General features: G+C 58.7%; 11 protein-coding genes. 4 read left to right on the top strand and 7 right to left on the bottom strand.

Going from position 1 to position 13,659, the window contains the following annotated elements; translation table 11 throughout:
* Nucleotides 1-2 precede the first annotated feature (2 nt).
* The 3 genes from AC2FGC_RS18160 to AC2FGC_RS18150 all read right to left on the bottom strand — a co-directional run bounded on the left by AC2FGC_RS18160 (nucleotide 3) and on the right by AC2FGC_RS18150 (nucleotide 7,266).
* The gene (locus tag AC2FGC_RS18160; RefSeq protein WP_496783081.1) at nucleotides 3-4,082 is read right to left on the bottom strand and encodes a translocation/assembly module TamB domain-containing protein; all 4,080 of its coding nucleotides are present in this window, start codon (nucleotides 4,080-4,082) and stop codon (nucleotides 3-5) included.
* Nucleotides 4,079-5,827, bottom strand: coding sequence for an autotransporter assembly complex protein TamA (locus tag AC2FGC_RS18155; RefSeq protein ID WP_496783078.1), 1,749 nt, complete (start codon nucleotides 5,825-5,827; stop codon nucleotides 4,079-4,081). The genes AC2FGC_RS18160 and AC2FGC_RS18155 overlap by 4 nt, the downstream gene beginning before the upstream one ends.
* A gap of 215 nt (nucleotides 5,828-6,042) precedes the next feature.
* Nucleotides 6,043-7,266, bottom strand: a complete 1,224-nt coding sequence (locus AC2FGC_RS18150) for a urate hydroxylase PuuD (RefSeq protein ID WP_113791601.1) — start codon at nucleotides 7,264-7,266, stop codon at nucleotides 6,043-6,045.
* Between the two features lie 96 nt (nucleotides 7,267-7,362).
* On the opposite strand from AC2FGC_RS18150, the gene AC2FGC_RS18145 reads away from it, so the two are divergent.
* Nucleotides 7,363-8,286, top strand: coding sequence for a LysR family transcriptional regulator (locus tag AC2FGC_RS18145; RefSeq protein ID WP_496726838.1), 924 nt, complete (start codon nucleotides 7,363-7,365; stop codon nucleotides 8,284-8,286).
* A gap of 33 nt (nucleotides 8,287-8,319) precedes the next feature.
* Here the strand turns inward: AC2FGC_RS18145 and uraH are convergent, their stop codons facing one another.
* On the bottom strand, nucleotides 8,320-8,676 hold the full coding sequence (uraH, locus tag AC2FGC_RS18140; protein ID WP_496726840.1) for a hydroxyisourate hydrolase: 357 nt from the start codon (nucleotides 8,674-8,676) through the stop codon (nucleotides 8,320-8,322).
* Between the two features lie 161 nt (nucleotides 8,677-8,837).
* Here uraH and puuE point away from each other — a divergent pair, with 161 nt between their 5' ends.
* Nucleotides 8,838-10,256 (top strand): allantoinase PuuE, encoded by a 1,419-nt coding sequence (puuE, locus tag AC2FGC_RS18135; protein WP_496726841.1) that lies wholly within the window; start codon nucleotides 8,838-8,840, stop codon nucleotides 10,254-10,256.
* Nucleotides 10,253-10,741: an ureidoglycolate lyase gene (locus AC2FGC_RS18130; RefSeq protein WP_496726842.1), complete on the top strand. Its 489-nt coding sequence runs from the start codon at nucleotides 10,253-10,255 to the stop codon at nucleotides 10,739-10,741. Before puuE ends, AC2FGC_RS18130 begins: the two co-directional genes overlap by 4 nt.
* 94 nt (nucleotides 10,742-10,835) lie before the next feature.
* Here the strand turns inward: AC2FGC_RS18130 and AC2FGC_RS18125 are convergent, their stop codons facing one another.
* The 3 genes from AC2FGC_RS18125 to AC2FGC_RS18115 all read right to left on the bottom strand — a co-directional run bounded on the left by AC2FGC_RS18125 (nucleotide 10,836) and on the right by AC2FGC_RS18115 (nucleotide 13,122).
* Nucleotides 10,836-11,822 (bottom strand): type I glyceraldehyde-3-phosphate dehydrogenase, encoded by a 987-nt coding sequence (locus tag AC2FGC_RS18125; protein ID WP_496726843.1) that lies wholly within the window; start codon nucleotides 11,820-11,822, stop codon nucleotides 10,836-10,838.
* A gap of 54 nt (nucleotides 11,823-11,876) precedes the next feature.
* A complete protein-coding gene (locus AC2FGC_RS18120; RefSeq protein ID WP_496726844.1) occupies nucleotides 11,877-12,200 on the bottom strand; it encodes a hypothetical protein in 324 nt (107 codons plus the stop codon).
* 88 nt (nucleotides 12,201-12,288) lie between these two features.
* Entirely contained in the window at nucleotides 12,289-13,122 is an 834-nt protein-coding gene (locus AC2FGC_RS18115; RefSeq protein ID WP_496726845.1) for a bifunctional allantoicase/(S)-ureidoglycine aminohydrolase, read from the bottom strand.
* A 175-nt stretch (nucleotides 13,123-13,297) separates the two neighbouring features.
* On the opposite strand from AC2FGC_RS18115, the gene AC2FGC_RS18110 reads away from it, so the two are divergent.
* Complete coding sequence (locus tag AC2FGC_RS18110; RefSeq protein ID WP_282152597.1) at nucleotides 13,298-13,654, top strand: hypothetical protein; 357 nt, start codon at nucleotides 13,298-13,300, stop codon at nucleotides 13,652-13,654.
* Nucleotides 13,655-13,659 lie beyond the last annotated feature (5 nt).

Genomic DNA, 13,659 nt, shown 5'->3' with positions numbered 1-13,659 from the left:
GCTTAGTAGTCGCGCGAAAAAAAGACCCCAACACCAGTCTCACCCCGTCCATCTACGGTGCCTTTCACAGTGAAACTGTCGGTAACGTCCAGGTTCAGGTTCACCTCGGTGTCGCCTTCTGTGTTGACGGTGAAATCGGTGTAGAGGTTGTCGCTCAGATACGCTCCGGCGCCGAGCCGGCCCGCGCCACCGTCGGACACGCCGATGTCCACGGTGTCGACGCCCGTTGACTCGCGCAGGCCTTTGGTCGCGTCGCCGCCAGCGCCGCTGAGTTGCGCCAGCGAGGCCGCCATCTGAGCGATTACGAACGGTGACAACTCTGAGAAGCGATTACCGAACAACAGCATTGCCAGCGCTTCCTCCGCCGGGCGCTCGGGGTCGGAAAAGACGTTGACCTCGGGCGAATCCAGTGGCCCGGCGATCTCGATCGTTGCGGTGCCGTCAGAGGTGCTGGTCGAGGACTCGAACTCGATATAGGGCGTCAGGTCCCCCTGCAACGTAACAATGCCTTTGGTCAGTGCCAGTCTGCGGCCAAGAATGTCAAAATTACCACGGATCAGCTCGATCTGACCGGATGGAATGACCGAGGTAGTGGTGCCGCCGATGTGGATTTTTCCTCCCAACTCTGCGTTGACACCACGCCCGCGGACAAACACGGCCTTGGGCGCCAAAAGACTGACGTCCAGCGCGATACGTGAAGCGCTTTTGCCTGCGCCTTCTTTTTCGACCAGACCAGCGCGCTCACGGGTGACATAGCCCGCCTGACTTTCGTTTACGTGCACGATGTCCGGAATGGGTGCCGCCCCCACGGCACCTGATGCAGCCGCGAGGTTGATATTGGTTTCGCCAAACGTGATCTGTCCAGCGATCGAGCTGTTACCCGCCAGCGCCCCGGTCATAGCAATTTGTCCGTTCAGCGTGGTTTCATAAAGCAACTGATCGGTCAGTACGAGGCTGTTAAGGGCAGTCGTGATATTGGCATTGAATGGTGGCGTAAGGTCTACTGGCCCACTGACGGCAAAATTGCCGCCTGCTCGTGGTCCGCCACTCAGGGAAATAGTGGCGCGGCTGTTTGCAAGTTGGACCGATCCGCTGATGCCTGTGATCGTTTGTCCCGCGCCGGGAATTGCCAGCGACGTACCGGAAGTGGTGATCGAACCGGACAGAGATTCCAGCGCGGGTTTACCCGACAATGTCAGGTCATAACGGGCGCTGCCTTCGATCTTGTTGGGCGTGATAAAGATGTTGGCGATGCCAAGATTGACGCCGCCGACTGCCTTCATGTCGGCTTCACCGGTGCTTTCGTCAAACGTTCCCGAGACGTTGCTTTTGATATCTGCGGGTCCGTCGGCCGTTGCGTCGATTGTCCAAACACCCTTGTTGCGCTTGGCGCTGCCATTGGCGGCTACGGTACCGGGAAATTCAGGCAAAAAACGCTCGATCCGGTTGAACTTGGCGTCAAAATCCAGATCCGCCGATCCATCGCTGTCCACCGTCCCGGCAAGTTTGGCGAACGAACTGTCGGGACCATTCAGGTTGACCGTGCCTTCTACGCCCGAAGATGTCGGGGCCACGTTTCCGTCCAGAGTCAGCGGACCAGACATTGTGTTCATCACCCGTGCCAGATCGTCCAGCTTGACCGAGAAATCCAAGCCACCCGACTGACGATCCAGCGTTCCCGATGCTGTGGCAGTTATGGCCGTTCCGTTCAGGCGGAATGTTTGGATGCTAAGGCCATCTTCTCCGTTCTGAGCATCAACCGACAGCGTCGTCTGACCCTGGATCAACTTGTCCACGGCGTCGATACCGGTTTGAATATCGTTCGCGTCTAGTTTGCCCTTCAGTTCGAATGCTCGGGTGGCCAATGTGCCATTGCCTTGCACGTTCGCAGCGACAGAACCCGCCAGGTCACGCCCGGCCAAACCGGAAAACAACGAAAGGTTTGGCACGCTCATCTGCGCTTGACCATCAGCCGACAGATCGCCGGAGGGATCGTCTATGGTCGCCTGAACCTGCGCGCTCAGGGCGCGACCGTTCACGGTTGCGTTGCGGATTTCGATACTGTCTGCGGTTCTGGCACCGTCCCATTCAATCTCGGTTCTGCCGGTAAGCAACGGGTCAATATCAGACATTCCTGTTTTGATGTTCTGACCAATCACACTGGCTGTACCATCAAACTCCAGCGTTTGTACCGTGCCTTTGCCGTTTACGGTCGCCTGCAGCGCACCGCCCAGATCGCGTTTTGCCAAGCCCGAGAAAACAGACAAATCTGACGCGTTGACCCGAGCCTGGCCGTCAATGGTCAGGTTGCCGTCCGGGGTTGTCACAACGCCGCTGGCTACGGCCTTGGCAGCCTCGCTGTCCAGATCAAACTCGCGGATGGTAATGCCGTCTGTGCCGCGGCTTGCGTCCAGTGTGATCGTGGTCTCTCCGGTGATCACCGGGTCGATATCGTCACGGCCAGTAGACAAGTCGCGGCCCTGGACGACGACTTTGCCGTCGAAGCTGCGTTCCAGCGGTGAACCTTTTCCGGTCACACTGGCCGACACCTGCCCGCCAAGATCCAGCTTGGCGAGGTCCGAAAAGCGCGACAAATCAGTCGCGTCCAGCTTGGCCGTCCCGTCGACCGTCAAGCCGCTGGTCAAACCGGCAATCAGCGCGTCCAGCGCCAGAGTGTAGTCAGAGCCCACAAGCTCAAACCCAGACAGTTTCAGGGACTGGTCGCTGCTGTAGTCGAACTGGCCATCAAGCGTGATGCGATCGCCCAAGGCCGTGGTCAGCGCGTCATCGGCCATATCTATCCCGCCGACCGCGATTTGTACGTCGCCATCGACAGTCAGAACCTCGCCCTGATCCAGGGTGCCTTGTGCGGTGATCCGGGCATCACCGAGCTTGGCCTGCGGAGACGCGAATTCGTTGGCCGTCAGGCTCAGATCCCAAAGGTTGCCGTTCTGGCGGTCAAACAGGGCCGAAATTTGTGCCGCCTTGAGCGATGTGTCGCCTCCTGCTACCGGCAGTACGACGGCTTCCCCATCTGTCGGGGTGATGCGCCCTTGCAGCGCGGCCAGTTGCAAAGTGCCGCCTTCAGCCAGTTGCAATTCACCTTTCAGATCCAGCGCCTGCGTGGTGAGTTCCAGATCCGAGATGTCCAGCGCGCCTTCGGGCTTGGTCTGGCCGTCCACATAAAGCCGTGATTTTGGGCCGAAGAACGGATCGACGTCCTCGCCCAGAAAGGGTGTCAGATCGCCATTCAGATCCGCGGTGAACGCAATACCGTCCGCTGCGCCGCCCTCGGCCGCCTGAAGCTGAACCTGTCCTGTGACGCGCATCTGGTTGTCGCTGCTCAGCCCGATATCCGCGGTAAAGTCCGACAGCGGACCCGCGCCCTTGGCCGTCAGGCCAATCGGTGGACTGTCAGGGATCTTCAGCGCGGTTGATATCAGACCGCCAGAGGCTTCGTTCACCTGTAAATCCAGATTGATCTCACTTGATGAGTTCTGGAAACCAGCCGCCAGCTTGATCTCATCCCCTGCGCGATCAAGTCGGATTACATCCAGATTGGTGTCCAGCGCCCCATCTGCCAGCGTCAGGTTGCCCGTGACGCTGAGGTCGGCGGCGACACCGATCAGCGGTTCACCAAGCGAGAGGTCATCCACCCGAATTTCACCGATTTCGATGGAAACCGGCAGTTCGGGCAGTTGAAACGGTTGCGTTTCCGCCGAAGCGGGCGGTTCTTCCTTGGTCGTTGTGCCCGGCGCACGGGCAATATCGATTTCCTGCGCGGTCAGAGAGTTGACCGAAAATCGGCCGCGGATCAGCGCCAGACGGTTCCAGTCAAGTTCGGCGTCCTTGATGGTCAGCCAAACACCTTCATCATCGGCAACTGTGATCTCTTCAATTGTCGCGCGGGCGCTCAGCGCGCCCTGCAGGCCCTTAACAGTCACGTTTTGGTCGTCGCCGGAGAGCGTATCCTGCAGGAAGTTTTCCAGCATGCTGCCGCCTTCTTCCTGCGCGGCAAGTGGCAGAGGGGCAGACAGCATCAGCCCCGAAAACAATAACGGATATGCGCGACGTCCAATCAAAATGCCTGTCCGATCCCGATATAAAACTGCAAACCGTCGCCGGTGTCGCCCTGCACTGGAACGGCCAGATCCAGCCGCAAAGGACCAAAACCGCCCAGATCATACCGAACCCCAAGTCCGGCACCCGCGTGATATTCTGCGCCGCTGCCGATGAATGAGGATGTGTCAACGGTACCGTAGTCATAAAACCCGACCAGAGATATGGCTTCGGTGACTTTGCCGCGCACCTCCGCGGAAAGACCAAGGAAAGATTTGCCGCCTGCGATCCCAGTGCCGACAGGGATGCCAAGACTCTCGTAGGGTTGGCCCCGAACCGTTCCGGCACCGCCCGAGAAAAACAGGAAGTCTGGTGTTACACCGTCCGGCGACGGCCCGAGCACCGATCCCAGCTGTACGCGACCGGCCAGAACCAGCCGTCCGCCGGTGCCGAGGCTGGTATAGCCGCGTCCATCAAAAAACATGCGTATGCCGCTTTCGGTTTCGGACAGACCAGCAAAGGGCGTGATCTGCGCGTCCAGATAAAAGCCGCGCGTTGCGCTGACCTTACTGTCGCGCTCGTCCCATTCCGAACGCAAGGGAAGGATGAAATATCGGAACCTGCGGTCATCGCCATAGGCGTCGTCCGCGCTGGACCACTGAAACCCGGCTGAGGCTTCGGCATATAGGCGATCAGAGAACGTGCGCCGGGCACCGTAGGCCAGCGACGCAACGGTGACGTTGTAGTTTTCTGTGTTGCGCCGTTCCAGAAGCGCGTTCCAGAAAGTGTTGTCATCGGGACCAAGCCGGTCGGGCTGATCCAGACGCAAGCCGATCCGGCCGTCGATATCCTCGGCACCGCCGATATTACGGACTGCCGCCTCGAACCGCAGACGTTCGGCACGCCGGAATACGTTGCGGTGCGTCCAGGTCGCGGTCACGTCTACCCCGTCGCGCGAAGCGATCTCGGCGCCAAAGGTCAGTCGGCGCTTGGGTAAATCTTCAAACGTTGCGTCGAAATCCAATGTGCCGTCCGGGTTCGGAGTGTCCCTCTCTTCAATCGAAACAACGTTGAAGGTCCCGGTCCGCCGCAACCGTGTGCCGACCTTCTGGATTTTCTCGGGCGAATATACTTCGCCTGCCGGAAACCCGGCGATCTTTTCTATTGACCGGTGGCGCACATCGGTGTCGCCCTTGATGATCATTTTGCCAAATCTCAGGCGCGGGCCGGGGGTAAGGTCGATCTCGGCATCCAGCTTGGCCTCGGCATGGCGGGCAATGACTTTCTGGCCTTCGACTTCGGCCTTGGCATGACCCGCGTTGCGCCAACCCTGCACGCCAGCTGACGCGGCTTGTTGGATCGCGCCGGTGGTCGCGAGTTTGCCGACCGCAAACTCCTCGGGCAGAACTGTTTCGGGCGTGATCGGTTGTACGATGGCTTCGCCAAAGGTGAACTTGGGGCCGGTGTTGACCGTGATTACCGCGCGATTGATCTGCGCCGGTACGCTGAGCGAGCTGATCTCAGCTGCTTCTTTTCCGTCCAGTTTGATGCTTACGACTGGGCTGAAATACCCTTCGTCATAAAGAATCTGGACGAGAGTGCGATAATCCGAAAGCGCGGCCGACAAGATCTCAAGCGGCGTGTCCAGCCCGCGGGATTCGGCTGTCGTAACCGAGGAGGTTTCCTCCATCCGCTCTACAAGTTCTTTCGAGGCACCCGGGGCCGTCAGGGTGGTTTCCAACGCGGCCAATGCGGTCGGCAGGGTCATTGCAATCGCGCCGAGAAGGCATCTCTTCAAAAAGGCGCGCGGCCTGCTCCCCGGCATCTGATAGCTCCAACTGCCCCAACTCGAAATCACATTTGCCGTTTTGTGCAAAGCAACGGCTGATTGTTTTCATGTTAGAGCATCAGAGTCCTTGCAGGAAAAGACTAAATCCTACGTCGCCTGAATTTTGCGGCCTGTGTGATTGATCGGTCTCGGGATCAGGAACCGGCGTTGCGGAACCAGCGGATGATTGCTTCTCGGTCCTCGGGCTCCATGTAGGTGACGTTTGCGGGGGGCATCGCATGGCTGACCCCCGCCTGCAGATAGATTTGCTGGGCGTTGCGGGCAATGTCGCCTTCAGTTTCCAGCAATACGCCCTTTGGCGCCCACAAAATGCCCTCCCACACCGGTTCGCGTGCGTGGCACATCGAACAGCGTCCAAGAACGACGTCATGGGCCTCTTCAAAGCCATCGGCGGCAGCATATTTCTGTTCAAACGGTGTCAGTGGCTGTGCTTCGGCCTCTTCCAGAGGTTTGTACATAGGGGCAGTAGACAACCACATTATTGCGATGAACAGCAACGCAGTGACCAGCCATGTCCAGGTTGGATCGCCTGCCCGAGCGTGGCGCGTGTTGAAGTAGTGTCGGATGGTCACGCCCATCAGGAAGACCAGAGCCGCGATGATCCAGTTGTATTCTGTCGCAAATGCCAGTGGGTAGTGGTTCGACAACATCAGGAACACGACCGGCAACGTCAGGTAGTTGTTATGCGTCGAGCGCAGCTTGGCGATTTTGCCGTACTTTGGGTCAGGTGTACGGCCGTTCTTCAGATCGTCTACCACGATGCGTTGGTTCGGCATGATGATGAAAAACACGTTGGCTGTCATGATCGTGGCCGTGAAGGCACCCAGATGCAGCATCATGGCGCGACCGGTGAAAACCTGATTGTACCCCCAGCCCATCACCACCAGTAGGACGAACAGCAGCACCATCAGCAGGGTCGGACGTTCGCCCAAACCCGATTTGCACAGGAAATCATAGATCAGCCAACCAACTGTCAGCGAGGCGGCCGAGATCAGAATGCCTTGCCACAGCGCCAGATCGGCTTTTTGTGCGTCGATCAGATAAAGCTCTCCGCCCACCCAGTACACGATCATCAGCAACCCGGCCCCGCTGAGCCAGGTCGCGTAGCTTTCCCATTTGAACCAAACCAGGTGTTCCGGCATCCGTTCGGGCGCGACCAGGTATTTCTGGATGTGGTAGAAACCGCCGCCATGAACCTGCCATTCCTCGCCATCCGCCGGGCCGGGGATGTCGCGGTTCAGACCAAGGTCCAGTGCGATGAAATAAAATGAGGATCCGATCCAGGCAATGGCGGTAATAACGTGCAGCCAGCGCACGGCAAATGCCATCCAGTCCCAGAAAACGGCGAAGTCGTACATGAGAAAGCTCTCCGATTGGTTGCCGTCACACTAGGCAAAGGGCACTTTCTTCGGTATTCCCTGATATTGTCAAACTGTATCAAAAAAAACGAAAAGATGTCCTATCTAGACAACATCCGCACCTTTGTCAGGGTTTACGACCTTGGCAGCATGTCCGCTGCCGGGCGAGACCTGCGAATCTCGCCTGCGGTGACGTCGGCGCGGATATCTCAGCTTGAAGATCATCTGGGCGTGCGTCTGTTTCAAAGAACAACGCGCAATCTCAGCCCGACAGAGCAGGGGCGGGCATTCTATCCCGGTGCCGTGGCTGTTTTGGATGCGGTGGACGATGCCGAAGCGCAGGTCGTCCATCTGACCGAAGCGCCGCGTGGATCGTTGTTCGTTGCCGCTCCGCTAGGGGTGGGGCGCAGGGTTTTGGCACCGCATGTGCCCGATTTTCTTGCAGAATACCCCGAGATCGATGTGCGCTTGCGGTTGACGGACAGATCCGTTGATCTGACGACCGAAGGTTTGGATCTTGCCTTTTTCATCGGCCAGCCTGAAGATAGTACTCTGCGTATTCGAAAGATCGCCGACTGCCAGCGCGTGCTTTGTGCCGCTCCTGCCTATGTTGAACGCAGGGGCATGCCTGCAACGGGCACGGACCTCGTTTCCCAGCGCCATGAATGCCTGAACCTGAGGTTTCCCGGCGCGACCGAGTTTCAGTGGCAATTGGAAACGCCCGACGGTCCCAAGCGGTTCGCAGTCTCTGGCCGGTTCGAATGTGACGACGGTGATGTGCTGACCGACTGGGCGCTGTCGGGGCAAGGGATTGCTATGAAACCGGTTTTTGAAGTGGCCGAACACCTCAGTTCGGGGCGTCTGGTCCCCGTTGCGGTCGAAACGCCGCCGGTGTCTGTTCAAATGGCCTGCCTGTACACCCATCGCCGCCATCAGGACCCTAAGGCGCGTTTGTTCATGGATTTCATGATTGCGCGGATCGGCAAGGTCGTGCGTGGGTCGGAAACTGCTGACACATAAAGCTGCCGCTTAGCGGCAACCCCATCCCGCGGTTCAACTGCCCCGGTAGGTCGAATAGCCGTAAGGGGAAAGCAGCAGAGGCACGTGATAATGTGCGTCGGCATCAGACATGCCAAACCGGAGCGGCACCTGATCAAGAAACAGCGGGTCCTCAGCAGCTTGACCTGAGGCGCGCAGATAGTCTCCTGCGAAGAAAACCAGCTCGTAAGTGCCAGTTTTGAACGAGTCTTGTGGCAAGATTGGGCTGTCTGTGCGCCCGTCCGAATTGGTCTCCATCTCGGCGATTTTGCGATGGGAGTTCCCCGACACCCGATAGAGTGCGATTTTCAACCCTTCAGCCGGGCAGCCGCGTGCAGTGTCCAGAACATGGGTTGTCAGATAGCCAGCCACAGGTCTCTCCTTTGATTTGTCTTTTGCTTTGTCACAGTGTGGCGCAAAGTCCGAAACAGTGGAAATGCCGAAAGAACCGGAAACAGCGTTCGGATTGATTTGATAATCATCGGCGTGTTTCTGAGGTAAAGCTATTCAAAAGTTCAAGAATGGAAGATGCCATGCAGCCCCCTCGCTATCCTCGTGACATGATTGGCTACGGTGCCAACCCGCCAGACGCCCAATGGCCAGGCGGTGCAAAGCTGGCCGTTCAGATCGTGCTGAACTACGAAGAGGGCGGCGAGAACTGTGTTCTGCACGGCGATGCAGCGTCCGAGGCGTTTCTGTCCGAAATCGTGGGGGCCGCGCAATGGCCAGGCCAGCGCCATTGGAACATGGAGTCGATCTATGAGTACGGCGCGCGCGCCGGATTCTGGAGGTTGCACCGGTTGATGCAGGATCTGCCGATCACGGTCTACGGTGTCGCGACTGCTCTGGCCCGCTCGCCGGATCAGGTGGCCGCGATGAAGGCTGCGGGCTGGGAGATTGCCAGCCACGGCCTGAAATGGGTCGAACACAAAGACATGCCCGAAGACGAAGAGCGCGCACAGATTGCCGAGGCGATCCGCCTACATACCGAAGTCGTCGGGGAACGTCCGCGCGGTTGGTACACGGGGCGCTGTTCGGAAAACACCGCTCGTCTGGTGGCAGAAGAGGGTGGTTTTGCCTATGTGGCCGACACATATGCGGACGACTTGCCGTACTGGATGCAGACCGGTGGGCGGGATCAGTTGATCGTGCCCTATACACTGGATTGCAACGACATGCGCTTTGCCACGCCGCAAGGCTTCAACGCGGGTGACCAGTTCTATTCTTACCTCAAGGACAGCTTTGACGCGCTTTACGCCGAAGGCGAGGGCGGAGCGCCCAAGATGCTGTCGATTGGCTTGCACTGCCGCCTGATCGGACGACCGGGCCGGGTGATGGCGTTGAAACGGTTTCTGGAATACGCGCGCGGCTTTTCCGATGTCTGGTTTGCGACACGGTTGCAGATCGCCGAGCACTGGGCCGAACACCATCCGGCGGTGCCGCATCCGAAAACTGCCCAGATGAATCGCGATGCGTTCGTGGCGGCGTATGGTGGCATCTTCGAGCATTCCGCCTGGATTGCCGAACGGGCGTATGAGTTGGAATTGGGGCCGGCGCATGACACGGCCGGAGGGCTGCACAGTGCATTGACCCGCATGTTCCGCTCCGCCTCTGCGGACGAAAGGATGGGTGTCCTGATCGCGCACCCGGATCTGGCCGGAAAGCTGGCGCAGGCAAAGCGGCTGACGCAGGAAAGCACGTCCGAGCAGGCTTCGGCCGGGTTGGATGCTCTGACAGATGATGAGCGTGCGATGTTCACGGGCTTGAACAAGAAATACACCGAGAAATTCGGTTTTCCGTTTATCATCGCCGTGCGTGATCACGACAAAGCGTCCATCCTCCAGGCGTTTCAACGGCGGATCGATCAGGATAAAGACACCGAATTCGCAGAGGCTTGCCGTCAGGTCGAGCGGATCGCCGAATTCCGGTTGCGGGACATTTTACCCTCATGAGCGCGCAAGTCGGGACTGCGCCTTTGACGGCCAAGGCATTTGCCCCATTCGGTGATGTCATCGAAGTGACCGGTGATCCGGACAAGATCATCAATCAAGGGCAATGTGGTCGCTACCATGATCTGGCGCGACTGGATTTCACAGACGGGCGCGCCGGTATCAGCCTGTTCAACGCCAATCCGCGATCCTTGCCCTATCAACTGGATATGGTAGAGCGTCACCCCGAGGGTAGTCAGGCTTTCATCCCAATGACACATCAGCCTTTTCTGGTTGTCGTGGCCCCGGATGAGGGCGGGCGGCCCGGACATCCGCAGGCATTTGTGACCAAGCCCGGACAGGGTGTGAACTATTTTCGCGGCACTTGGCATGGGGTGCTGACCCCATTGTACGGACCCGGCTTATTCGCTGTGATTGATCGGATTGGTGGGGGGGCTAATCTGGAGGAGTTCTGGTTTGACGCGCCGTTCGAGATCATAGGTGGATAGGGTTCTCCCGCCCGGTCAATGCGCATCAAAGATGCTTGTGACCCGTTGGGCCAAGCAGCGCGCGGGCAAGCCCGCCCGCTGCGCCCGCGCACATTCAGCCATCTGTCATAAGGCGGGCAACATCCAACATGCGTGCCGAAAATCCCCATTCGTTGTCATACCAGCCGAAAACACGGACCTGATGTTCACCGACCATACGTGTCTCGGGTCCTGCGATAACCAGTGACTCTGGGCGTGTACGCAGGTCTGACGAGACCAGAGGGTGATCTGTCCAACCCAGCACGGGCGATGTCTGGACGGCTGCGCGCAGTTCGGCTTCGAACAAGTCGGGTGACATTCCGCGATCCAGCGTCACCACCAGATCAATGGCGGATACACTGGCCGTCGGGACCCGAACAGCAGCGCCCGAGATGCGCCCGGCCAGATGCGGCATGACGTCGTCGATCAGGTGGGTGGCGCTGGATGTGGTGGGCACCATAGACAGCGCGCCGGCGCGCGAACGGGCCAGATCGCCGCGTGGTGCGTCCACCATTGGTTGGCTGTTCGTATAGCAGTGAATCGTTGTCATATGGGCTGACGCGATCCCGCCAATCTGGTCCAACACTTTGACCAAGGGCGCAAGCCCGTTGGTTGTGCAAGACGCGTTGGACACGATGCGAGCGTTGCCCAACTGATCTTCGTTGGCCCCCAGAACGATTGTGATTTCGGTCGCGGGCGAGGGGCCAGAGATCAGCACCTTGCGAGCCCCGGCGGTCAGGCCCTGACTGGCCACATCCGAGGTACGGGCAACGCCGGTGCAATCCATCAGAACGTCGACACCGGCCAGATCGACATGTGCCAGATTGGGGCTGTGCGTCATGGGGATTGTGCGCCCATCGACGACGATCGCCGCGTCGCCCTGTTCTACTGTGCCGGGGTAGGGGCCAAAGGTGCTGTCATATTTGAACAGGTATGCGCAAGTCTCAAGCGGGGCGATGTCGTTGATCAGAACCAGCTCGATATCCGTGTCCTGCGGCAAAGCCAGCAGCTGCCGCAGGATTGTGCGGCCAATACGGCCGAATCCGTTGATTGCAAGTTTCATGCGCAAGCTATGGCAGCGCGCTGCCAATAGCTCAATGCCCGTTGTGACTTATGGTCAGTTGCAACTAACCTGCGAAAAGAACTGACCCGAAATGTTCTGATACATGCTGGCCACGATCGGTCTGCACCCGGTCGCTTGCTGAAAGGCGGCCATGGCCTGAATGGTGCGCAGGCGCGGCGGTGGGCCAAAGGGGTTCAGGTTGTTGTTGTCGCGCGTCGCGCGGTACACGACCGGAGCGTCCGAGACCTGTGTCACCGCCCAGGTGCGGCTCATGACAAAAACCTGCTTGGTTTCTTCCTTTGCGGCGACAGGCGTTGCATCAAATGCTGTCAAACCAATCGCAGCAGCCAGTGCCAGCATCGTTACACGCAGTACCATTGAACAATCTCCAGTGCTAAAATCCGCTATCATTTCACCAGATTCACGCGCTTCTGTGAACCCCTGACCGAAAAAAGCGTTTAATAGCCTAGCGTTTGGACAACATAAGCGGCATGTGCCGGTTCACATCCTTGTAAAGCAGATAGCGAAAGCGCCCAGGTCCGCCTGCATAGCAGGCCTGCGGGCAAAAGGCGCGCAACCACATGTAATCGCCGGCCTCTACCTCGACCCAATCCTGGTTCAGCCGATAGACCGCCTTGCCTTCCAGCACGTACAACCCGTGTTCCATGACATGGGTTTCGGCAAAGGGAATCACGCCGCCAGGTTCGAAGTTGACGATGTTGACGTGCATGTCATGACGCAGATCCTGCGGATCGGTGAATCGGGTCGTGGACCAGCGCCCCTCAGTTCCGGGCATCTCGACGGGCGATACATCACGTTCGTTGGTGATGATCGGATCTGGAGCAGGCAGGCCGGGAACGGCTTCATAGGCTTTGCGAACCCAGTGGAATCGGGCGGTTTTTTCGGCGCTGTTGTGCAGTGTCCAATCCGATCCGGGCGGGATATAGGCGTATCCGCCGGTTTCGAGGACATGGACAGCACCGCCTAATGTCAGGGTCACCTCACCTTCGACAACAAAGAGAACGCCCTGCGCCTGAGGGTCAGTTTCAGGGTGGTCGCTGCCGCCGCCGGGCTGAACTTCCATGATGTATTGCGAAAACGTCTCGGCAAATCCGCTGAGGGGGCGGGACAGAACCCAAAGCCGGGTGCCTTCCCAGAACGGTAGGTTGCTGGTGACGATGTCGCGCATGGTGCCTTTGGGGATAACCGCATAGGCGTCGGTAAACATGGCGCGGTCGGTCAACAGCTGGTCTTGTCCGGGGTGTCCGCCTGTGGGCGCGTAATAGGTGGGCTGTGCCATTTCATGCCTCTGGTTCGTGTTTGAGGCACTATGAGGCGATTGGCGCGGCGGTCCTAGCACTCGAGTCGCGATAGGTTTGTTCGGTATTATTTGAAGGTCGGCCAGCGGGGCTTGGCCCCCGTGCCCCGGCGGTATAGTCTTGTGACCAAACTTATTTCAGCAAGGCGAGAAGATCATGAAAGCCTGGATTTCACCCTTTTTTGCAGCAGCCGTTGTGATCGGCGCGGTTTCACTGGCACAGGCCAAGCCACTTTCGAGAATCATCGCTGAAATGGGGTTGAGCCCCGAGGACTACAGTGTCGTCAACGCCACGACCAATGCGATGTTGGCAGATGGAACGCCTCAGGTCGGAACCGAACGTAACTGGTCGAACGACGACACCGGATCAAAAGGTACTGTCCGGGTGCGCGAGGTTCGGGACAATTGCGTGCATCTTCAGCATTTCATTGTGCCTGCCGGGGCCGAACAATCACGCGAAGTCAGAACCCGCAACTGCCGGGACGCCGGCGGGAACTGGGTTCTGACGCCCTGATTTCG

It is taken from the genome of Ruegeria sp. CDSC054, assembly GCF_059610645.1.
Note: the sequence above shows the minus strand (reverse complement) of the source record. Positions and strands in the feature narration are given on the sequence as shown.

Bases quoted from the DNA above. Each gene is read 5' to 3' on its own strand.
- AC2FGC_RS18155 (WP_496783078.1), bottom strand. From the start codon at position 5,827: ATGACCCTGCCGACCGCATTGGCCGCGTTGGAAACCACCCTGACGGCC.
- AC2FGC_RS18150 (WP_113791601.1), bottom strand. From the start codon at position 7,266: ATGTACGACTTCGCCGTTTTCTGGGACTGGATGGCATTTGCCGTGCGC.
- AC2FGC_RS18145 (WP_496726838.1), top strand. From the start codon at position 7,363: ATGTCCTATCTAGACAACATCCGCACCTTTGTCAGGGTTTACGACCTT.
- puuE (WP_496726841.1), top strand. From the start codon at position 8,838: ATGCAGCCCCCTCGCTATCCTCGTGACATGATTGGCTACGGTGCCAAC.
- AC2FGC_RS18130 (WP_496726842.1), top strand. From the start codon at position 10,253: ATGAGCGCGCAAGTCGGGACTGCGCCTTTGACGGCCAAGGCATTTGCC.
- AC2FGC_RS18125 (WP_496726843.1), bottom strand. From the start codon at position 11,822: ATGAAACTTGCAATCAACGGATTCGGCCGTATTGGCCGCACAATCCTG.
- AC2FGC_RS18120 (WP_496726844.1), bottom strand. From the start codon at position 12,200: ATGGTACTGCGTGTAACGATGCTGGCACTGGCTGCTGCGATTGGTTTG.
- AC2FGC_RS18115 (WP_496726845.1), bottom strand. From the start codon at position 13,122: ATGGCACAGCCCACCTATTACGCGCCCACAGGCGGACACCCCGGACAA.
- AC2FGC_RS18110 (WP_282152597.1), top strand. From the start codon at position 13,298: ATGAAAGCCTGGATTTCACCCTTTTTTGCAGCAGCCGTTGTGATCGGC.